19 protein-coding genes and 2 tRNA genes are annotated in these 21040 nt (G+C 45.0%); 12 read left to right on the plus strand and 9 right to left on the minus strand.

The window, feature by feature from the left end:
• The 3 genes from KUL49_RS14795 to KUL49_RS14805 all read left to right on the plus strand — a co-directional run bounded on the left by KUL49_RS14795 (position 1) and on the right by KUL49_RS14805 (position 1893).
• Positions 1-85, plus strand: a tRNA-Leu gene (locus tag KUL49_RS14795).
• Between the two features lie 5 nt (positions 86-90).
• A tRNA-Gln gene (locus tag KUL49_RS14800) sits at positions 91-166 on the plus strand.
• A 320-nt stretch (positions 167-486) separates the two neighbouring features.
• Positions 487-1893, plus strand: coding sequence for a sodium:alanine symporter family protein (locus KUL49_RS14805; RefSeq protein ID WP_075176299.1), 1407 nt, complete (start codon positions 487-489; stop codon positions 1891-1893).
• A gap of 183 nt (positions 1894-2076) precedes the next feature.
• Here KUL49_RS14805 and KUL49_RS14810 read toward each other — a convergent pair whose 3' ends face one another.
• Positions 2077-2733, minus strand: coding sequence for a cupin domain-containing protein (locus tag KUL49_RS14810; RefSeq protein ID WP_131137799.1), 657 nt, complete (start codon positions 2731-2733; stop codon positions 2077-2079).
• Between the two features lie 50 nt (positions 2734-2783).
• Positions 2784-3404: a flavin reductase family protein gene (locus tag KUL49_RS14815; protein WP_080986466.1), complete on the minus strand. Its 621-nt coding sequence runs from the start codon at positions 3402-3404 to the stop codon at positions 2784-2786.
• Positions 3405-3496: 92 nt separating this feature from the next.
• Here KUL49_RS14815 and KUL49_RS14820 point away from each other — a divergent pair, with 92 nt between their 5' ends.
• Positions 3497-4054: an acyl-CoA thioesterase gene (locus tag KUL49_RS14820; RefSeq protein ID WP_014976142.1), complete on the plus strand. Its 558-nt coding sequence runs from the start codon at positions 3497-3499 to the stop codon at positions 4052-4054.
• A gap of 69 nt (positions 4055-4123) precedes the next feature.
• Here the strand turns inward: KUL49_RS14820 and KUL49_RS14825 are convergent, their stop codons facing one another.
• On the minus strand, positions 4124-6688 hold the full coding sequence (locus KUL49_RS14825) for a TonB-dependent siderophore receptor (protein ID WP_131137800.1): 2565 nt from the start codon (positions 6686-6688) through the stop codon (positions 4124-4126).
• 592 nt (positions 6689-7280) lie between these two features.
• Positions 7281-7451: a hypothetical protein gene (locus KUL49_RS20835; RefSeq protein WP_014949001.1), complete on the minus strand. Its 171-nt coding sequence runs from the start codon at positions 7449-7451 to the stop codon at positions 7281-7283.
• Positions 7452-7698: 247 nt separating this feature from the next.
• On the opposite strand from KUL49_RS20835, the gene KUL49_RS14835 reads away from it, so the two are divergent.
• The gene (locus KUL49_RS14835) at positions 7699-7881 is read left to right on the plus strand and encodes a hypothetical protein (RefSeq protein WP_131137801.1); all 183 of its coding nucleotides are present in this window, start codon (positions 7699-7701) and stop codon (positions 7879-7881) included.
• Between the two features lie 161 nt (positions 7882-8042).
• Here the strand turns inward: KUL49_RS14835 and KUL49_RS14840 are convergent, their stop codons facing one another.
• Positions 8043-8594, minus strand: a complete 552-nt coding sequence (locus KUL49_RS14840) for a carboxymuconolactone decarboxylase family protein (RefSeq protein ID WP_131137802.1) — start codon at positions 8592-8594, stop codon at positions 8043-8045.
• A 149-nt stretch (positions 8595-8743) separates the two neighbouring features.
• Between KUL49_RS14840 and KUL49_RS14845 the strand changes: the two genes are divergently transcribed.
• Positions 8744-9334, plus strand: coding sequence for a TetR/AcrR family transcriptional regulator (locus tag KUL49_RS14845; protein ID WP_014976138.1), 591 nt, complete (start codon positions 8744-8746; stop codon positions 9332-9334).
• A 254-nt stretch (positions 9335-9588) separates the two neighbouring features.
• Here the strand turns inward: KUL49_RS14845 and KUL49_RS21250 are convergent, their stop codons facing one another.
• The 3 genes from KUL49_RS21250 to KUL49_RS14855 form a co-directional block, all read right to left on the minus strand.
• Positions 9589-9894 carry a hypothetical protein gene (locus tag KUL49_RS21250; protein WP_242633847.1) on the minus strand — a complete coding sequence of 102 codons (306 nt, stop codon included), beginning with the start codon at positions 9892-9894 and terminating at the stop codon, positions 9589-9591.
• An 81-nt stretch (positions 9895-9975) separates the two neighbouring features.
• Positions 9976-10152 carry a hypothetical protein gene (locus tag KUL49_RS20840; RefSeq protein ID WP_014948996.1) on the minus strand — a complete coding sequence of 59 codons (177 nt, stop codon included), beginning with the start codon at positions 10150-10152 and terminating at the stop codon, positions 9976-9978.
• Positions 10152-11351, minus strand: coding sequence for an FAD-dependent monooxygenase (locus KUL49_RS14855; RefSeq protein WP_131137803.1), 1200 nt, complete (start codon positions 11349-11351; stop codon positions 10152-10154). The genes KUL49_RS20840 and KUL49_RS14855 overlap by 1 nt, the downstream gene beginning before the upstream one ends.
• 305 nt (positions 11352-11656) lie before the next feature.
• Here KUL49_RS14855 and miaB point away from each other — a divergent pair, with 305 nt between their 5' ends.
• The 6 genes from miaB (at position 11657) to KUL49_RS14885 (ending at position 18678) form a co-directional block, all read left to right on the plus strand.
• Complete coding sequence (gene miaB / locus KUL49_RS14860) at positions 11657-13090, plus strand: tRNA (N6-isopentenyl adenosine(37)-C2)-methylthiotransferase MiaB (RefSeq protein WP_014948994.1); 1434 nt, start codon at positions 11657-11659, stop codon at positions 13088-13090.
• A gap of 29 nt (positions 13091-13119) precedes the next feature.
• Complete coding sequence (locus KUL49_RS14865) at positions 13120-14202, plus strand: PhoH family protein (protein ID WP_039216249.1); 1083 nt, start codon at positions 13120-13122, stop codon at positions 14200-14202.
• Positions 14199-14675: an rRNA maturation RNase YbeY gene (gene ybeY, locus KUL49_RS14870; RefSeq protein ID WP_039225624.1), complete on the plus strand. Its 477-nt coding sequence runs from the start codon at positions 14199-14201 to the stop codon at positions 14673-14675. Before KUL49_RS14865 ends, ybeY begins: the two co-directional genes overlap by 4 nt.
• A gap of 116 nt (positions 14676-14791) precedes the next feature.
• Positions 14792-15649: a CNNM family magnesium/cobalt transport protein CorC gene (corC, locus tag KUL49_RS14875; protein ID WP_014948991.1), complete on the plus strand. Its 858-nt coding sequence runs from the start codon at positions 14792-14794 to the stop codon at positions 15647-15649.
• A 106-nt stretch (positions 15650-15755) separates the two neighbouring features.
• Entirely contained in the window at positions 15756-17261 is a 1506-nt protein-coding gene (lnt, locus tag KUL49_RS14880; RefSeq protein WP_131137804.1) for an apolipoprotein N-acyltransferase, read from the plus strand.
• A gap of 118 nt (positions 17262-17379) precedes the next feature.
• A complete protein-coding gene (locus tag KUL49_RS14885) occupies positions 17380-18678 on the plus strand; it encodes an amidohydrolase family protein (RefSeq protein WP_039230292.1) in 1299 nt (432 codons plus the stop codon).
• A 211-nt stretch (positions 18679-18889) separates the two neighbouring features.
• On the opposite strand, the gene pta is transcribed toward KUL49_RS14885, so the two are convergent.
• Positions 18890-21031, minus strand: coding sequence for a phosphate acetyltransferase (pta, locus tag KUL49_RS14890; protein ID WP_039225623.1), 2142 nt, complete (start codon positions 21029-21031; stop codon positions 18890-18892).
• Positions 21032-21040 lie beyond the last annotated feature (9 nt).

Consider the following 21040-nt stretch of genomic DNA (forward strand, 5'->3'; position numbering starts at 1 on the left):
GCGGAAGTGGTGGAATTGGTAGACACGCTGGATTTAGGTTCCAGTGCTTCACGGCGTGAGAGTTCAAGTCTCTCCTTCCGCACCAAGTATTGGGGTATAGCCAAGTTGGTAAGGCAGCGGGTTTTGATCCCGCCATTCATAGGTTCGAGTCCTGTTACCCCAGCCATATTCTTGAAAAAGCCGCTCTTTTGAGCGGTTTTTTTGTTTGTACTCTCGTATTGTTCAGCAAATGTGTTCTTCTCCCCCATGAATGAATAAATTTGCTATATGCGAGCATAAAACGTCATAGTTTCAGTACGTTTTCATTGTCCAATCATTTAATTGTCGTGCTAGTATTGGTTTTTTATCGATATAGCTCGGCTTATTCCAAGGTTTAGCAAATAAAAGTTTGCTTAAGCCGAAGCGTTTGTTCTGACAACGCACCTGTCATGTTCAGTTCATTTCTACACGCCGAGCAATAATTAAAACAATAACGAAGGAAAGTGCGTGATAAACGAATTCGTTTCATTAGTTAACAATATTCTTTGGGGAGACGGTCAGGTACTTATCATTATGCTGCTTGCATGTGGTATCTGGTTTACCGTTAAACTTGGCGGTGTGCAGCTTAGGCACTTTGGCCATATGTTCAGCCTACTAAAGGGCAGTAACACTTCTACTAAGGATGGGATAAGTTCATTCCAAGCTTTGTGTACCAGCTTATCGGCTCGTGTAGGCACGGGTAACTTAGCTGGCGTCGCGGTTGCTATATCTCTAGGTGGTGCTGGCGCTATTTTTTGGATGTGGATGATTGCCCTTCTAGGTATGGCAACCGGCTTTGCCGAAAGTGTACTAGGTCAGCTATACAAAGTCCGTGACGAAAACGGCGAGTTCCGTGGTGGTCCCGCTTATTATATCAAGCAGGGTTTGAACAAAACCTGGCTTGCAGTCGCATTTTCTCTATGTTTGTTCTTTGGCTACGGCTTTGTCTTTAGCGCCGTTCAAGCCAATACTATTACCGATGCATTAAACAATGCGTACTCTTTCCCCACAGAATATGTAGGCCTAGCCATTATTGCACTGGCAGCCTTAATCGTCGTGGGAGGCCTTAAAAGCATTGCGCGCTTTGCCGAGTTTGTGGTGCCATTTATGGGAATAGGCTACGTGCTTGTGGCATTGGCTATTACCTTCATTAATATTTCCGAACTGCCAGCCATGCTGCTCGATATCGTTAAATCAGCATTTGGCTTGCAGGAAGCTGGCGCTGGTGCACTCGGTGCGGCCATTAAAAATGGTATTCAGCGCGGGCTTTATTCAAACGAAGCAGGCAGCGGCTCTGTACCGCACGCTGCGGCTAGTGCTGTGCCTAACCCTAATCACCCCGTATCACAGGGTTACATTCAGATGCTTGGCGTTTTCTTAGATACACTCGTGCTATGTACGTCTACTGCCTTCATCATTTTACTTGCTGGCGGTTCAAGCTCTGATCAAATGGAAGGCATACGCCTAACCCAAGATGCGATGAGCAGTCACCTAGGCGAAGGCGGTACTGACTTTGTGGCTGCCGCCATCAGCTTATTTGCATTCACGTCTGTAGTGGCAAACTATGCCTATGGCGAGAGTAACCTGCACATGTTCAAGCTAGATAATAAAATAGGCCGTGCAGTTTACACTATTGGTTATTTAGGCATGATTTACTGGGGCGCACAGGCAGCCCTACCTCAGGTATGGGCCATGGCCGATATGGCGTTGGGCCTAATGACGGTGATAAACATCATTGCTATTGTATGGATGACCCCTACCATTGTGTCTATCAGCAAAGACTACTTTAAGAAAAAAGACAGTGGCGCAAACATGGAATACAAAGCAGGCGACTGTGAAATACAGGGTAAGTCAGAAGAGGGTATTTGGGATTAAGTCCGGCATTTACTAGGTTAGTGTTTTAAAGTTAGGTGTTTCCACGCTAACTTTGACCAAGTAAGTTCTGGCGTAAGTTTTAGAAAAAGAAAGGCTAACCTCGGGTTAGCCTTTTTCGTTTGTAGTAATTGACCGCAAGTAAAACACTGGTTTTGATTTACCTGCAACAAATGAAATGGCGGCCTACAACGCTACTGGCAAATGCCCTGTCTTCACCCAAATTACTGTTTCTTCCTCCACGTAGGGATGATGCTGACTCATATGAGGATTGCGCAACCATGTGCCTTTTGGGTATGCGCCATGTTCGTCCTTAAATGTACCCGATAGCACAAAAATTTCTTCACCTCCGAAATGCTTGTGAGGCTTAAATACCTCTCCCACGGGCCACCTAACTAGCGCCACATGTTCATGCTCAAAGTTGTGGAGCGGCATCACTTGTAAACCGCCCTGCCCTTGCAGCCATTGTGCTTTATTTGTATTTACGCGTACTTCACTCAAGTCGCGCTTATCAATCTGGTTCAGCTTCACTAAAATAACACAGCCCTCTTTACTAAAAGGGCTATGTTTACTGCCTGGCGGGTTACGCAAGTAAGTGCCTGCAGGGTAATCACCGTGTTCATCGGAAAATACACCTTCAAGCACCAAAATTTCTTCACCATAAGGATGACTATGCTGCTTAAAGCTCGCGCCAGCTTCGTACTTCACGACGCTAGTTGTATGACCAGACTCTTTTGCTTCACGCTCTAAAGGCTTCCGCCATACCGTAGAAGACGGTGACGCCTGCCACTCTTGCATTTGCGTATTAATCGCTAGGCGTTCATCAAAGTTCATATTTAGCATTTAGGTCACCGGTTAATATTGACGCGTTGTCACTGTTTTATTAAAGACCGTTACTCTGGTCTTAGCATTTCGAAAAAGTTATCTCGGGAAATAGTGTAATAATCGCCTCGTCCGCCACCACGGGTAACTGGCGCACTTTTCAGCGTGCTGTAAACGCCGTTCTCGATGAGTGACTTATCAATGTGTACACCCACTACTTCACCCATGATAAACCAGCTATTCACCTCCTCACCTGAGGCGGTCTTAAGCTGTACCACATCAGTTAGCTTACATTCCATGCTCACCTTACTCGCTTTTACGCGGGGAACGCTTACCACTTCACTTTCTACAGTTTGAAGCCCTGCATGGTCAAATTCACTTTCTTCAGGTGCCAGAGGTTTACTTGTCGTGTTCATTGCATCAATCAAATCTTCTGATACAAGATTCCAGCAAAACTCACCCGTTTCCTGTACGTTTACCAGTGAATCTTTCTTACTGCCTACTACTGAAAAGCCGATAATTGGCGGCGTATAGTTCAACGCATTGAAAAAACTATAAGGAGCAAGGTTTAGCACTCCCGTTTTTGATTTTGTAGAGATCCATCCGATTGGGCGCGGTGCGATGATTGCGTTAAACGGATCGTGAGCCAAGCCATGACCTTCTTTTGGTTGATAAAAATGCGTTTGTGACAAAACCATTCCTTAAAATTTGTGGTAGGGTTAATCCAATACTGATATGAACGCTTATTCGGCGCTTTTCAAGGGCTTAAGATTAAAGGTTGTTTATGACTGCACGTAATGTCGCTTTTTCAAGAACAAGACTGACTGAATTAATGGTGCCATCTTTTGCTAATTTTGGCGGTAAGGTGCATGGAGGTGTCATTTTATCGTTAATGGATAAAGTCGCCTATGCCTGCGCAAGTAAACACGCAGGAGCCTATTGTGTAACCGTTACTGTTGATGGCGTCGAGTTTTTACAGCCTGTTGAAGTGGGTGACTTACTTCACCTCGACGCTACCGTTCATTATGTCGGAAACACATCCTTGGTAGTAGGGATAAAAGTCACTACGGAAAATATCAAAACCAACGAGGTCAAACATACCAACAACAGCTTTTTTACCATGGTTGCCAAAGATGATAGCGGCACACCTGTTTCAGTCCCTGAGCTAGAGTTATCTACTCACCATGAAATGCGCAATTTCGTAACGGCTATACGCCGCAGTAAAATTCGCAAGGAAGCACAAGTTAAGCTGCAACGTGATTACGACGCTTTTATTCCCAAAGAAGACTTTGCGCTTTTAAACGAACATCGCTGTGTAGTTACCTTTGAGAAAAATGACTAAGTAACAGGTACAAAAAAAGCCAGTTGCGTATTGATCAACTGGCTTTCAGCACTCAAGAACCGGTGCTAATTAGAAGCTATACGAGACTTTTCCGTAAACAAAACGGCCTGTAAAACCGTACGGCGAAAAGCCTGAATACGGGAATAAGCGCGAGAACGTGGTTACATCATCCACAAGTTCACGGGTTGTTTCTGGGTACACATCAAACAAATTGTTAGCACCAACAGAAACGGTAAGTCCTTCTGTTAACGCAATGCGAACGTCTAGGTCTGTGATCCACTCTGACGGAATGATTTCATTGCGTGCTTCAACTGACGATGGGTCTTCCACTTCACCATAACGAGTAGTGCGTAAGGTTGTTGTGTAGCGGTCATAATTCCACGTAACACCTAAATTCAGTTTGCTGTCAGGCGAAGCCGTTTCGAAGCGACGTAGTTCAACATCATCGAACAAGTTAGCCTGGTCGAAGCCTGCATTTTGCAACACCTCAGGTGCATCGATAACACTTGTTACTTCGTTATCGTTAAAGTTGGCACCTGCGTTAAAGTTAAACGCACCATAATCTGACGTATTAAGCGTATAGGTAGAAACAATATCAACACCTTCCGTACGCGAATCTATCGCATTTAAGAAGAATCGAGCCTGATTAGCTCCCGTACCCGCAAGTAGTGCTTCTATACCCTCACCTGATAGGTTGTTAGACAGCACGATACGATCGTCGATATCAATGCGATAAAAGTCTACTGTCAGGTTGAAATCGGCACTTGGCGAGTAGGTAAAACCTGCACTGTAGTTATTCGATTCTTCTGCATCAAGACCTGGGCTGCCCAGCGCTTGCGCAACATCACTTGACGGCGCAAATGTGCCCGTCTCTGTTGGCTCGCCATCAACAAATACCGTCGCGATTGAGGTGAAGAATTGCTGTTGTAGCGATGGTGCTCTAAAGCCGGTTGATACTGACGCTCGAAGTGCAAATGCATCACTCAGGGTTACACGGTGAGACATTTTCCAATTAAACGTGCTGCCGAAGTCAGAATAATCTTCATAGCGCCCTGCCACTGCTACGTTCCAATTTTCTACAACGTCAGCTTCTACATCCACATAGAAGCTATAGTTATGACGGCTGTTTTCACCTGCAGATTCTGGTGTAAAGCCTGGGAATACTTGCGAACCAGCAGCACCAAACGGGCCGTCTACCGGGTCAGTCACCACGCCGCCAGGTCCAAACGTACCTTGTATGTAAGACCCTTCTTCACCTGCAGTTATTTCATAGCTCTCATGACGATATTCTGCGCCCATAGCGAAGTTCATTTCGCTGTAGAAATACCCGGTATCTACCAAACGCGACGCGTCAGCATTCACAATTGTGGTGTTGTATTCTAGCGTACCCGCGTCAAACTCAGTTTGACTCGTTGGACCTAAAGACGTGTTTAGGGTGTTGATAACACCATACTCAAGCTCATTACCACCATGTGTTACGGACAAGTCGTAATTCCACACATCGCCATAGCCCTTAATACCAGCAAGCAGCGACATATCGGTTATGTCAGTTTGAATAGAAGGTAGGAATCCGTCTGGATAAATTTCAACTACGTTTCGTGAATCTTGAGCACGACGGTAAAAGCCTCCGCCTACCGAATCACGAGTGCTGTAACCTGCGGTAGTATAAAACTCAACGCTATCAGTAAGGGCTTTGCCCGCGTTTATGAACAAGGCGTAGTCTTCTACCTCACCATTTCCGTAAACGTGATTGTAGCGGTTGACCGTAAGCTCACGAGGGTCTAAGTTGCCGTCCGCGTCTCGCGCATAGTTTTCTCGCTGGTCGTAGTCCGAACGGTTCGCCTGTCCACGGTCGCGGTATTCACCTGATACGTTAACAAAGCCGTCATCTCCCCATTCGAAGCCTACGTTGCCGCGAAGGGTAAAGGTTTGTCCATCGGTTACGTCTCTGTCGCTTCCTTCAGCGAATGCTAAATTACCGTCAGCACCAACACTCACACCTTCAAGGTTAGGCACACCGTCCATTGTTGTAACATTAGCACCATACGTTGCCGACACTTCACCGCCTTCGGCAGCATCTTTCAAAACAATATTAATAACACCGGCAATGGCGTCTGAGCCGTACTGAGCCGCAGCACCGTCACGCAACACCTCAATACGCTTAATCGCATTAGCCGGGATAGCGTTTAAATCTACCGCTGAAGAGCCACGCCCCACCGAACCATTTAAATTAAGAAGCGCAGAGGTATGACGACGCTTACCATTAACTAATACCAGCGTGTGGTCTGGTGCTAAACCACGCAGCTGCGCTGGTCGTACGTGGTCGGTGCCATCGGTAATAGATGGCTGAGGGAAGTTAAAGCTAGGCAGTAACTGGTTTAAGATCATGTTGGTTTCAGTGAGCCCCGTTGCTTCTATAGATGAAGCATCGATAATGTCGATAGGTACAGGGGAGTCATTGATGGTGCGACCAACGCGACGTGAACCTACAATTTGGATTTGCTCAACATCTTGCTCATCAACAGAAGCTTGCTCCTGTGCAAGCACTGACGAAGAGGAAAAAGCCATTCCTGCAATTGCAGAAGCAATGAGGGAAAGCTTGAAAGCAGAAGCGTTAAATTTTGCCTGTTGCATTGTGTTGTTCCTGAATTCTTTTAAATTTTACTTTTCGAAGTGTGTAGTTTTGTATTTCGTGAATCAAAAACGCTTTGAAATACAATATCTTCTTTCTGTTGTTGGGGTACTGCTAAACGCCAGATTGTCTGATCAGACTTATTATTATTAGAGATGAAAAGCACGCGGTGCTTGAAGGCTGAGTAAATCACAAAAAGATTCGCTCGCACAATACTAAAGTTGTAATAAATCCTTAATATCGACGACAGGCGGAATTTTGAAGATGAAGCGACGGAATCATCTATTGCACTGGTGGTAAGAGGCGGTAGGAAGGTGCCTCCTTCACAAAAGGTAATTTGGACTAGAGTACATGAAACAGAAAAAGCGCTCCGTTCAGAGCGCTTTTCATACCAAATTTGCACTAATGAGTGCCAAATAGGCGCTTATGCTTTTTTAAGCTTCTTCTTAAGCTTTTTCAGCTTTCCTTCTTGCTTAGAAATTTTCGCCTTAGTTGCTTTAATCGCTTTTTTTAACTCTTTTTTCTTAGCCATGATGTAAATCCTTATCTTTATTTGTAGTGTTCGCTTCACTCACATAACGTTTAGCAAAGCCGCTATTGATCGCCGTGTTTGGCAATAAATTCTCGAATAAAGTGTCTAACTTCACGAGCAGCAGAAGTGTCTAGGTCTTCGCATAACGCGATAAACTGAGCACGCTCTTCGTCGTTAATTCGAATAATCATCTGACTATTCTTTTTCTTCTTTTTATTGTTTTTTTCAGACACCTTAAATCCTTGCAAATATCAATACGTGCAGTATGTCGTTCAATGAGAATCTGCAAGTACTACCACATTATTCGAATACAAAATGTATATCTTATGTATATACATTTCAAGGTATTTTGAACTTTTCCCCCTTATTTTTCATAAAAGCATAATGCTAGCGTCACATTAGTGACTTCAGGCTAAGCCAAAGTAATCCCAATAAAAATGGAAACAACGAACTTACGTAAAATCAAAAGTGAAGTAGACCATGACACAAACACAATCTATAACTCACCTGTCGTGTTTCATCGAAGCAGTGCCGATCGCTAAACAAAATAGATGCAGTAGTTGCGACGATTTGAAAACACTGTTGCAGCAAAAGGGATACGAAGAGTTAGTTGCAATGGAAACCGTAGAAGAATTAAGCCCGCAGCTGCCCTTGGCGTCTTAATAGTCGTATTTTGAATAGGAATAGAAAAATGCTGTTTGCGCTTTTTATCTACACACTGTGTAGCCTACTGCTATTCAGTTTTTGCGAGATTGCTCGCAAGCGTTTAAGCCAGAAACAAAAAACGGAAGCCTTGCTTCCGTTTTAAAAGAGCTATCAAATGATTATTTAGGCGACCAATCAAATTTTTTGAAAGGTTCGTCAACAGGCGTATCGGCCAAATGATTGGTATAATTACTCATCACTTTTTGCGCCAATATAAGTATGATTTCTAACAATTGCTGATGCTTGTATCCAGCGCTGTAAAATGCGTCAAGCTGCGCATTTTCAACATTACCTCGCCCGCGAGTTACAGCCAGCACAGTTTCTTTAAGCGTATTCAATTTGCTGTCAGACAGTGTTTCATCGTTTCGCAACTCTTCAATTAGGTCATCGCGCACTTTCATACTCTTCGCAATACCCGTATGCGCTGGAACGCAGTAATGACACGCGTGCTCTACATTCACTGCCTGCCAAACCACCGTTAACTCTTCTGCATTGAACGATGTTTCTTGCGCTAGTTTATGCAGCACTTGATAGCCTTCAAGCAAAGTCGGCGCTTCTGCCATTACTGCATGTAGATTTGGAATCATTCCAAATGCTGCTTGCGAATTATCAAGTAAAGGCTTCGCTGCTTCTGGCGCACTCTCTTTCGTGTGTAAAGTAAAATCGCTCATGTCACTCTCCTATTGATGTGATCAAAAACTGCAAGCAACGCTTTGCGCTACTCACTACTCGTATGCCAATAATAATAGGTTTACTTGAACGATCGTTCAAGCGATAATTGAACATATGTTCAAAATATTCACGTATAAGGTATGCAGCGATGAAATATGACCACGATGAGATTATAGAAAAAGCCACTACGCTTTTTTGGCAACGAGGCTTTCAGGCGGCTGGCATGCGTGATATTCAGCAGGCATTGGATATGCGCCCCGGTAGTATTTATGCGCGTTTTCAAAGCAAAGAAGGTTTATTCAAACTTGTTGTTGAGCATTATGCAGACAACAGTGCAAAACGTTTAAAGCAAGTCACAGAAGCTCAATCACCTTTAGACGCTCTTTACCACTTTTTTGAAACAGCATTAACTGGCCCCGACGAGCAACGCTACATGCGCCAGTGCTTGTTGGTTAAGTCTATTGCAGAATTAGAACTCATTGGTGATATTGCCAAAAAAGCTGTACTTGAGAGCATGCAAACCCTTAAGGCTGGTTTTAGAAATATTATTGAAGCCTGTATCGAAAAAGGTGAGCTGCCTGAACATACGCCAACGTCAACAGCCGCAGAGTGGCTTCAAAATCAGTTCGTTGGCTTACGAGCGTTTGCCTTACTGCAAGACGATAATCAAACAACTATTAAGATGATAGACAAAGTCATTATCGACTTGAAAGGACAATGGCCACAACAAACACATTAATGTAGATGAAGGCTTACAAAAACTGACGCAGTGCATTTCATGAAAATTGCCGTGAAACCAGTTGGATGAGCCCTTGTTTACTTAAATAAGCGGTTCGGAATGAACCGATTAAACCAAGTGGAAAAACCATTTTTGTCCGTTTTCATATTAATGTAGGCTCGCTTAACCTCAACCCACTGTTCCTGGTCAACAGTCACTTTACCATCAACAAACGGTACATATAGCTGATCGCCTTCAAAGTGGGTTCTAAATTCTTAGTAAAAGTCGCCGTGTAACTCCTCAAGTAAGGCATCGGACTCCCCCAACCCGTTGGGGAGGAAGTAATGAAACCGAGTGAGAACAAGGCTTCCTTCAGCACTTAACTGGTAACTGCCTGCATAGCCATCCCAGCAGGCAGACATCACCTCAACCTTTTCAGGGTCAGGTTTACTCTTCAGCTGATAAAAGTGTTTTTCGCCTTCGTCTGCTGGATGCCCTTGCCAAATATAATAAAGGCTATAGCCTTTTAGATTAACCCACGGACATTGATTGGAGAACCCTTGCGAAAATTGTACGGTCATTCCTTTGAACCTTTGAAAAAGTGAATTGATTTGAGTTCGGCAAGTGGCTAGATTTTGTGACTTTTTAAACCTAAGCAGCAGCTAAGAGAACAGTAACCGCAACAACTGGGCGATAAGCAAAATCCCCATTAAGGGCCAAATCCACTTAGCCCATTTCGCAGCATCCTCATTACTGATTCGCATTTTAGAGCGTTCTATTAGCGGTATAATCAATGCTAGCGCACCAAATAACACCGCCAGTAAAATTAACACTTCCATTATCGTAACCCTATCGCATATTTGAGCACTTCTTGTTTAGCAGGCTCTATGCGCTGCGCCACAGAAAGAAGCTGGTTTCTTATCCATTTTATGGGGGCAACGTCATTGCTAAACAAGGTATAAAACCCATCCATTGCCGTCATCATCACCAAATTATCTCGCTTTCGTGGCTTTTCATAATTGCTGATAAGCCTTTGAGAAAATACTTTATCGGTTAGCGACAATGCGTTGTCGCTACCGAATGGCTTGAATTCAGCACACACAGAAAGAAAGGTTTCTACATCTTTAAAACCTAAATTAACACCCTGTCCGGCAAGCGGATTAATAGTGTGTGCTGCATCACCAACTAACGCACAACAGCCTTTCACATAGTGATTGGCATGAGAACGGGTAAGCGGAAAAATCGCTTTATCAATAACCGAAAAGCTATTGCCATTTCTGGTCAATTCGTCTGGAAACGTTTTAAGAATTTCACTTTCAAGTTGGCTCGCTTTTAAACTTTTAATCCGTTTGAGTTCGTCTGGCGAGTCATACCAAACCAGCGAAGCGAAGTTATCAAACATAGGTAAAAAGGCTTTAGGGCCACTCGATGTAAACTGCTGCCAGGTTACAGGTTCAACGGCGTTCTCCATCTTTATAGTGATCCCCATCGCCTGCTGCGCATATTGCCAACCTGTGGTGCCAATGCCCGCCGCCTTTCTTACCTGAGAGTTTGCACCATCTGCGCCAACAAGCCAGCTCGCTTCAATGGTTCTGCCATTCGAAAGGCTGACCTTAGCCGTATTCGTTAATTGAATATCTTGCACCGTTTGTCCGGTAATGAGCTCAACATTGTCAAACTGCTTTAATGCGTGGTGGCACCCCAGCTGCAACAATCGGTTTTCCACAAAAAAGCCTAGCTGGGGCATGTCGATACTTTGTGCGGTAAAGTCTGTTCGATGGGCTGGGTCGTCCCACACGCTAAGGCCTGTGTAAGGTTTAACACGCATGGCGGCTATGTGCTCCCAAGCACCAAGGGCTTTTAACAGCGTTACCGATGCTTCGCTGATGGCTGAAACCCTTAAGTCGGGCCCCTTCTCAGCGTTAAAAGGTGCTGGTAGATACGGCTCTATCACTGCTACCTTAAACTGCTGCTGAGCAAGTCCCAACGCAAGTGCAGCACCTACCATACCGCCGCCATTTATACAAAAATCGACCATTTACTCTCCTTAAAACACGCACTTGCATTATGTCTTAAAACACAAAGCGCTGTGAAGTAAAACGTAGAACTGGCTTGCCCTAGATCAATTCTTAACGAATCGTCTCAAGATACTGGGAATATGCTTGCATAACAGGTAAAATATGCGGCTATTTTGAACATCTTCCTGTAACTGACATTATCAGTGTTTTTTACGTGGTGATTTAAGCGCCTTACGTAAAATAACATTCTGGCAGCCACCTTTTCTAAACAATGGTGAAACTGCTCTCACTTACAGGAACACTAACAGGTTATCGAATAGTTGTTATGACTAAAAAGCTGTATATCAAAACCTGGGGCTGCCAAATGAACGAGTACGACTCGGAGAAAATGGCAGACTTACTAGACTCAACGCATGGCTACAGTGCTGCAGAAAGTGCTGAAGAAGCCGATGTTATTTTGCTTAACACATGCTCAATTCGTGAAAAAGCACAGGAAAAGGTGTTCCACCAGCTGGGACGTTGGAAAACACTTAAGCAAGATAAACCTGAACTTATTATCGGTGTGGGCGGCTGTGTAGCCTCTCAAGAGGGCGATACTATTCGTCAGCGCGCGCCTTTCGTAGACTTAGTATTTGGTCCACAAACACTGCACCGCTTGCCTGAAATGATCAATCAGCTTCAGGGCGGCGCAAAGTCAGTCATTGACGTTAGCTTCCCGGAAATTGAAAAATTTGACCGTTTGCCTGAACCACGTGCTGAAGGTCCAACGGCGTTCGTTTCAATCATGGAAGGCTGTTCAAAATACTGCACATTCTGTGTTGTGCCTTACACCCGCGGTGAAGAAGTAAGCCGTCCTGTTGACGACGTGTTGCTTGAAATCGCTCAGCTTGCAGGTCAAGGCGTGCGTGAAGTAAATCTTCTAGGTCAAAACGTTAACGCGTATCGCGGTGAAAATTACGACGGTACAATTTGTCGTTTCTCTGAGCTGCTTGAATTGGTAGCGGCCATCGACGGTATCGACAGAATTCGTTACACCACCTCACACCCGGTTGAATTTACTGATGACATTATAGAAGCATACGCGTCTATTCCAGAGTTAGTAGACCACCTACATTTGCCTGTTCAAAGCGGCTCTGACCGTATATTGAACTTGATGAAGCGTGGCCATACAGCAATCGAATACAAGTCTAAAATGCGTAAGCTGAAGAAAATTCGCCCGAACATTAGCTTATCGAGCGACTTCATTATTGGTTTCCCAGGTGAAACAGATGCCGACTTTGAAGCCACCATGGATTTGATTCAGGCAGTCGATTACGACCTTAGCTTCAGCTTTATTTACAGTGCTCGCCCGGGTACGCCTGCTGCCGACGCAGTAGATGACGTAAGTGAAGAAACTAAGAAGCAACGTCTTCACCTACTACAGCAGCGTATTACGCAACAGGCCCTTCGTATTGCTCGTCACATGGTTGGCACAGAGCAGCGAATCTTGGTTGAAGGTCCGTCGAAGAAAAACCCAATGGAGCTTTCGGGACGTACTGAAAATAACCGTGTAGTGAACTTCGAAGGCACACCAGACATGATTGGCGAATTCGTTGATGTAAACATCACTGACGTATTCACTAACTCATTACGTGGTGAAGTTGTGCGCAGAGAGAGCGAAATGGGCTTGCGTGTTGCCGTTTCGCCCCAATCTATCATGGCAAAGCATCAGGCAGATTTGCCCGATGAGCTTGGCGTGGGTCAATTTAACCCAGCCTAAATACATTTTATAGCGAGGAAAAAAGTAGCTTGAGTACATTGGTTAGTAACGAATTTGAATTAGAACCGGCAGATAGCAAACGTTTGTCGAGTTTATGTGGCCCCTTTGATGACAACATTAAACAAATTGAGCGCAGGTTAGGCGTAGAGATTACCTACCGCAATAACGCATTCAAGGTGTTGGGTGAACCGCAGCAAATAAAAAGTGCCAGCGAATTACTTAAGCTTCTTTATATAGAAACTCAGCCTATTAAGGGCCGTATTCCCGAGCTAGAAGCAGAACAAGTTCATCTTGCCATTCAAGAAGCCCGCGTTATTGAAAAAGACGCAACAGGCGGCTATGGCAAAGAAGTCAATATTAAGACCAAGCGCGGTGTGATTAAGCCGCGTAATCCTAACCAAGCGCAATATGTGGCGAACATTGTAAACCACGATATTACTTTTGGTATTGGACCTGCCGGTACGGGTAAAACCTACCTAGCGGTCGCTGCTGCTGTGGACGCGCTTGAGCGACAAGAAATTCGCCGTATCTTGCTTACCCGCCCGGCGGTAGAAGCGGGTGAAAAGCTCGGTTTCTTACCCGGCGACCTTTCACAAAAAGTTGACCCGTACCTTCGTCCGCTTTACGACGCCCTATTTGAAATGTTGGGCTTCGAGAAAGTAGAAAAGCTTATGGAACGCAACGTCATTGAAGTTGCACCGCTGGCCTATATGCGCGGTCGAACGCTGAACGATGCCTTTATTATCCTGGATGAAAGTCAAAACACCACGGTAGAGCAAATGAAAATGTTCTTAACCCGTATTGGCTTCAATTCAAAAGCGGTGATCACCGGTGACATCACGCAGGTAGACTTACCTCGCGGTGCAAAATCAGGTCTTCGTCATGCTATTGAAGTGTTAAGTGAAGTGGATGACATTTCTTTCAACTTCTTTAACGCTGAAGACGTGGTCCGCCACCCTGTGGTTGCGCGCATCGTAAGAGCCTATGAAGTGCACGATGCTGAACAAGAGCGTCTTCGCAAAGCACGTAAAGAAGAAGCGTTGCGACTTCAACGTGAACAGGCTTCTCAAGACGATAATGCCACGCAAACGAAAGACGACAACGCATCGTGAGTGCCATTATTGATGTACAGCAAGCGTTTGAAGGTGACGAGGCCATTTTGTCCGCCATTCCCTCACCTTCGGAACTTGAGCTTTGGGCTAACGCCGTGCTCAATTACGAAGGGTTAGCTGAGCAAGAAGTGACCATTCGCTTTACTGACGAAGCCGAAAGTCAAAGCCTTAACCATGAATACCGAGGAAAAGATAAACCCACAAATGTTTTATCTTTTCCGTTTGAAGCGCCTCCAGGTATAGAAATAAACCTTTTAGGCGACCTGGTTATTTGTGCCCCCGTTATTAGTCGAGAAGCCGAAGAACAGCATAAAGACGTAAGCAACCACTACGCGCACATGACTGTTCACGGGCTATTGCATTTAATGGGTTACGACCATATTGATGATGCGGAAGCTGAGGAAATGGAAAGCAAGGAAATTGATATTCTTGCGCACCTTGGCATTGCTAATCCTTACGAATCTATTGATTAACAATTCAATATAAACCATTGTTAGTTAAGTACTTTAACACTTAATAACAATAAAACATTGACGACCAGCGAGAACCATTTTAACGTTGGCGTTGAACTAACAATTAAACGGACATTATGAGCGACGATAATCCTCACTCTACCAACGGCTCATCAGGCAAGAGTTGGTTAGATAAACTAAAAAATTCAATTTCTGGCGAGCCGAGAAGTAAAGAAGAGTTAGTATCGGTTATTACTGATGCTGAACAGAACGAAATCATAGACCCACAAACCCGCGAAATGATTGAAGGGGTTATTGGGGTAAATGAAATGCGAGTAAGGGATATCATGATCCCTCGCGCTCAAATGACCACCATCGATGTAGAGCAAAAGGTAGAAGAGTTTTTACCTGTAATGCTTGAATCTGCTCACTCCCGTTTTCCCGTTATCAGCGAAGATAAAGACCACATCGAAGGTATTCTGTTAGCAAAAGATCTTTTAGCTTTTGCATTTAACGCGGAAAAAGAATTCAACCTTCGCGATATTCTGCGCCCTGCGGTTATTGTCCCAGAAAGCAAACGCGTGGACGTTCTGCTTAAAGAGTTCCGTCAGCAACGCTACCACATGGCCATTGTTGTAGACGAATATGGCGGTGTGTCTGGTCTAGTCACGATTGAAGATATCCTTGAAATTATCGTGGGTGAAATTGAAGACGAATACGATACGGAAGAAGATGGTACCGATGATATTCGCCCGTTAAATAAATCAACATACTCTGTTAAAGCCTTAACGCCGGTTGACGATTTTAACGAGTTTTTTGAAACCAAGTTTAGCGAAGAAGAAGCCGACACTATTGGCGGTATTGTGCTGAAAGCGTTTGGTCATATGCCTGAAACCAATGACGAAATCACCATTGGCGACATTCAATTTAAAGTGACTAACTCTGATAAGCGCCGACTTATCCAACTTAAGGTTTCAGTGCCTTCTCTCGAATAGTGAAGTAACGCAAACTACGCCTGTTTCAGCATAGGGCAGCATGATTTTATGCGTGCTCACCCTATGTTGACGTAACAACTCTATTAACCACGATCAGATGACTCCTATGCTGAAACGGTTTACTCCCCACCTTCTTCTTTTACTAAGTGGTGCAAGCTTAACCCTTGCTTTTGCTCCCTTTAACATGTGGCTTTTAACTATTCCTGCGCTTGCACTTGCTATACGTCAGGTGATAAAGCTCAAACATCGCCCATTTTTAGCCGGATGGCTGTTCGGTGCGGGATGGTTTGGAGCGGGTATAAGTTGGGTTCATGTGAGTATTGCCGACTTTGGCGGGCTTCCCATTGCGGCATCTATTGGCATTATGGCGTTGCTATGTGGCTACTTATCGCTTTATCCTGCGCTTGCCACCAAGTTAACCGCCAAGTTCTTCTCTCCTCACTTGTGGCCAATGGCGTTACCTCTTTTCTGGGTTGCGGCTGAGTGGTTACGAAGCTGGATGCTAACCGGCTTTCCATGGTTATCTTTAGGGTATAGTCAACTAGAGAGCCCTCTTTCAGGCTTTGCGCCAATCATCGGAGAAACGGGAATAAGCGCGCTTATCGTTATCAGCGCTACGCTATTTGCGTTGATACACAATAAGCGAACTTTCGCCAACGCAGTGCTAGTGGCACTGTGCTTATTTACCAGTGGCTACCTTCTTAAACAACATACTTGGGTTGCCCCCCAAAAAACCTACTCAGTAGGCATGGCTCAAGGCAACATCGCGCAAAGTCTGCGATGGGTGCCAGAGCAAGATGGTCCAACCATGGACACCTACTGGAAATTAACTGAAAGCTTATGGGATAACGACCTCATCATTTGGCCTGAAGCCGCGGTCCCTAAGTTAGAACCATTAGCCCAACCTTATCTTGCTAAAGTTAACGAAAGAGCCTTTCAAGAGAACACGGCACTTATTACGGGTATTGTTAATTACAACTGGGAAACTGATGAAGCGTGGAACAACCTAATTGTGCTAGGTAAACGTACGCCAGATGCCGCTTATCCCGACTATCAATATTTCCACAACAACCGATTTTCGAAACATCATCTATTGCCCGTAGGCGAATTCGTACCTTTTGAAGACTGGCTTCGCCCGCTCGCTCCCCTATTCGATTTACCTATGTCATCATTCTCTCGAGGTGACTATCAACAGGCAAACCTTGAAGCTAACGGCATTCACCTAGCCCCCGCTATCTGTTTTGAAATTGCGTTTCCTCATCAAGTGATGGCAAATGTATTTGAAAATACCGACATGATCATAACCGTGAGTAATGATGCGTGGTTTGGTCACTCACATGGGCCTGCTCAGCATTTGCAGATAGCGCAAATGCGCGCCCTTGAGTTAGGCCGCCCTGTCGTTAGAGCGACAAATAATGGCATTACGGCTTTTATAGACCACAGAGGCGAAATAACTGCTCGGCTACCTCAATTCATGGCAGGTAATATTTCGGCGCCAGTTGTCGCAACCAGAGGGTTTACACCGTATTACCATCTTCAAGAGCTAGGTGTTTGGTTTATAGTTATTTTGCTATTTGTTAGTGCGTTACTTCTTAGACGAAGACAGAGATGATCTGTACAAGTTAAAGGTACCGACACAATAGTCATTCAATAATAATACTAACTCGATGTAGGACATGTTGAGCTTGTTTTTTTGCAAAGTTCAATGTGTGCTAATTAAGGAAATACTTGTGAACTGGGTTTCTCTTTTTTCAAAAAAACTACTCACCTTTTCTATCACTGCCATTGTTTGCTCTACTGCTGTTTTCGCAGAGACAACGGTAATTACTGCAGATCGCATGATTGACGTTGCTAACGGGAAAGTCGTCAAACAGGCGGCTGTTATTGTAACGGACAATATAATTACTGCATCTGGTCGTCTTAAAGACCTGACAGTTCCAAACGAAGCAACACGTATTGATTTAGGCAATGCCACGCTAATGCCTGGGTTAATGGATATGCACGTACACTTAACCAGTGATGCAACTCGACACGGGTACAAGCGTTTAGAAGTATCACTGCCCCGCGCGGCTATTACTGGCGTTAAACACGCTAAAGCAACGTTAGATGCAGGTTTTACCACTGTGCGTAATGTAGGTGCACCTGGTTTTGCTGATGTTGCGTTAAGAGATGCCATCAACGCGGGCGACGTAGTGGGACCGCGCATGTTTGTAGCTGGGCCAAGCCTAGGCGTAACTGGCGGCCATTGTGACAGCAATCTTTTGCCCTATGAGTATGACAATTATAGCGAAGGTGTAGCCGATGGCCCGTGGGAAGTACGCAAAAAAGTACGTCGAAATATTAAGTACGGCGCTACCGTGATCAAATTCTGCGCTACAGGTGGCGTTTTGTCTAAAGGCACAAAAGTAGGTGCACAGCAGTACACATTCGAAGAAATGAAAGCCCTCATTGATGAGGCCCATTTACGTGGTTTGACAGTAGCGACTCATGCTCATGGCACTAATGGCATTAAAGCAGCCATTAAAGCGGGTGTAGATTCAGTAGAACACGTAAGTTTGCTTGATGACGAAGCGATAGATTTAGCGAAAAAGAACGGTACTTACTTCTCTATGGATATTTACGTAACTGAATATATTCTGGGTGAAGGAGAGAAAGCCGGTATTCTAGAAGAAAGCCTGAATAAAGAGCGTATTGTTGGTAAAACTCAGCGCGAAAACTTTGAGAAGGCAGTTAAAGCTGGTGTAAATATGGTATTTGGTTCCGATGCCGGGGTTTACCCTCACGGTGATAATCCTAAGCAGTTTGCCCGGATGGTGAAGTTCGGTATGACCCCCATTCAGGCTATTCAAGCTGCTACTATTAACCCTGCCCGCTTACTGAAACAAGAAGCTACCCTTGGAAGTTTGGAAAAAGGTAAGCTGGCAGATATCGTCGCAGTGCCCGGCAACCCACTAGATGATATGAGCCTTATGGAAAAAGTGGGCTTTGTTATGAAAGATGGACAAATTGTGAAGCAGTACGCGATGTGATGAATGGCCGCTAAAGGAAAAATTTTAGTTTGTAGTTCATAGATTGCAGCTTGCTGCACAGAGCAGAGGATAGTCGCTACGCAAGGTTAATAGCTTAGCAATACATCACACTGCATCAGACTAAAAAATAAAAAACGGCGCTAACTTCATTTGAAGTAGCGCCGTTTTTGTTAGCAGCAACTACCTTACAACAGATAGGTAGTCTACCCTGTTAAGCGTTACCTGCCGCCTGAATAGCAGTAAGTGCTATGGTAAATACAATATCGTCAACCAATGCACCGCGACTTAAATCGTTAACGGGCTTTCGCATGCCTTGGAGCATTGGGCCAATACACACTAGATCGAAGCTACGCTGTACCGCTTTGTAAGTGGTATTTCCGGTATTGAGGTCAGGAAAAACAAACACGTTTGCCTTACCAGCAACAGGGCTATTTGGTGCCTTGCTCTTGCCCACACTTTCGATAGCCGCTGCATCGTATTGAAGTGGACCATCAATAAGTAAATCAGGGCGAAGGCTTTGCGCAATTTTGGTCGCTTCTCTCACCTTTTCTACATCGCTTCCTGCACCTGACGAACCAGTGCTGTAGCTAATCATCGCAACCCGCGGTTCAATGCCAAACATTTGTGCAGATTCCGCAGATTGAATAGCAATATCAGCGAGCTGTTGAGCGTTGGGATCTGGGTTAATTGCACAGTCGCCGTAAACCAAAACTTGGTCAGGCAACAGCATAAAAAATACTGACGACACCAACGACGCGTTTTCAGCGGTCTTTATCAACTGGAGCGCTGGGCGAATAGTGTTCGCAGTTGTATTTACTGCACCTGACACTAATCCATCCACGTCATCTTGCTGAAGCATCATCGTGCCCAGAGTTACGTTATCTTCTAACAACTCTTGGGCAACCACTTCCGTCACACCTTTATGGCCGCGTAGCGCCACTAAGCTCTCAACATAGTCTTTTTTAATGGCCGACGGCGAGAGAATCTCAACGCCTTCGCTCAGTACAACACCTTGCTGTTCTGCTACCCGTCTAATCTCAGTTTCATCGCCTAGCAATACAGGACGAGCAAGACCCCGTTTGGCACAAATAGAGGCCGCCACCACGGTTCTTGGCTCGTTTCCTTCAGGAAGCACAATGCGTTTATTTACCTGCCTTGCACGGTTTGTTAGGTAAAAACGAAACGCTGATGGAGAGAGTTTTTTCTGGCGCGACACTTTTTGGGTAAGTGAATTTACCCAACTTGCGTCTAAACTTTCCGCAGTGTGAACCATCACCTTTTCAATGCGTTTACTGTCATCTACAGGTACTTCCTGATTAAAAGCGTGAAGTGCTTGGGCGGTTTGCCATGTATTAGAATTTACAAGCATGACAGGCAGACCTGTTTCCATGGCCTGGCTGCACAACGCCATAATATTTTCATCGGGCTGGTAGCCGCCGGTAAGCAAGAGCGCGCCTAGCTTTGTGCCGTTTAATGCAGCTAAACAGCACGAAACAAAAACATCGCCGCGATCACCCGACATTACAAGTAGCGCCCCCGGCTTTAGGGTGTGCGTCATGTTGTGAATTTCTCGCGCGCAAAACGTGACACTACTTAAACGCCGCTCAGCCAGCTCGCCTTCGTTTAACAAGCTAGCGTTAAGATGCTTCGCTACGTCGGTGGCGCGAGGAGATACTAAATCAGCGCTCCAGTCAATTGTGCCAAGTAGACTCAAGCCCTTTTTGAAAATAGGCAAATCACGTAACGCTTGGGTTCGCTCTTCGTCGTGCTCAGGGGCTTCTATTGCGCCAATATCAGCGCGTAAGCGACCATGTTCATCAAAAGGCGCGTTAACCTTGTTGAAGATACAGCCCACTACTTTTTGACTTTTGTGACCGCCATAGGTGTCTACAACAATTTCGAGGCGATGATTGATATCTGTGGTCGACTCATTTCCCGGCACAGCCACGAAAACGATGTCGGCATCAAGTGCCCGACTAATTTCTAAATTCAGGCGCTCTGCATAAGGATGATGGCGAGTTGTCACCAGTCCTTCAATAACAGTAACAGCCTCTTGAACACTGCTTTCTTCAAACCGCTCGATGATCTCCTCTAAGAGCTCATCGGTGCTGTCGTTACTGATCATTCGCTCTACGTATTCAAGCTCGAAAGGCGTGATGGGCGACACACTGGCATGGTGCGCAATAATTGCTGTAGAGCGCTCTTCGCCGTTATCGCCTTTACGTGGCTGTGCAACGGGCTTAAAGAAATTGAGCTTTATGCCTTGTTCCTCAATAGCACGAACAAGGCCCATGCTGACCGTAGTTAGGCCAACACTTGTGCCTACGGGGATCAACATAATTCTGCGAGACATAGTTACTCC

Source organism: Alteromonas sp. KUL17, assembly GCF_006538305.1.
Classification (GTDB): domain Bacteria; phylum Pseudomonadota; class Gammaproteobacteria; order Enterobacterales; family Alteromonadaceae; genus Alteromonas; species Alteromonas macleodii.

Bases quoted from the DNA above. Each gene is read 5' to 3' on its own strand.
- KUL49_RS14810 (WP_131137799.1), bottom strand. From the start codon at position 2,733: ATGCTAAATATGAACTTTGATGAACGCCTAGCGATTAATACGCAAATG.
- KUL49_RS14820 (WP_014976142.1), top strand. From the start codon at position 3,497: ATGACTGCACGTAATGTCGCTTTTTCAAGAACAAGACTGACTGAATTA.
- KUL49_RS14825 (WP_131137800.1), bottom strand. From the start codon at position 6,688: ATGCAACAGGCAAAATTTAACGCTTCTGCTTTCAAGCTTTCCCTCATT.
- KUL49_RS14835 (WP_131137801.1), top strand. From the start codon at position 7,699: ATGACACAAACACAATCTATAACTCACCTGTCGTGTTTCATCGAAGCA.
- KUL49_RS14840 (WP_131137802.1), bottom strand. From the start codon at position 8,594: ATGAGCGATTTTACTTTACACACGAAAGAGAGTGCGCCAGAAGCAGCG.
- KUL49_RS14845 (WP_014976138.1), top strand. From the start codon at position 8,744: ATGAAATATGACCACGATGAGATTATAGAAAAAGCCACTACGCTTTTT.
- KUL49_RS21250 (WP_242633847.1), bottom strand. From the start codon at position 9,894: ATGACCGTACAATTTTCGCAAGGGTTCTCCAATCAATGTCCGTGGGTT.
- KUL49_RS20840 (WP_014948996.1), bottom strand. From the start codon at position 10,152: ATGGAAGTGTTAATTTTACTGGCGGTGTTATTTGGTGCGCTAGCATTG.
- KUL49_RS14855 (WP_131137803.1), bottom strand. From the start codon at position 11,351: ATGGTCGATTTTTGTATAAATGGCGGCGGTATGGTAGGTGCTGCACTT.
- miaB (WP_014948994.1), top strand. From the start codon at position 11,657: ATGACTAAAAAGCTGTATATCAAAACCTGGGGCTGCCAAATGAACGAG.
- corC (WP_014948991.1), top strand. From the start codon at position 14,792: ATGAGCGACGATAATCCTCACTCTACCAACGGCTCATCAGGCAAGAGT.
- lnt (WP_131137804.1), top strand. From the start codon at position 15,756: ATGCTGAAACGGTTTACTCCCCACCTTCTTCTTTTACTAAGTGGTGCA.
- pta (WP_039225623.1), bottom strand. From the start codon at position 21,031: ATGTCTCGCAGAATTATGTTGATCCCCGTAGGCACAAGTGTTGGCCTA.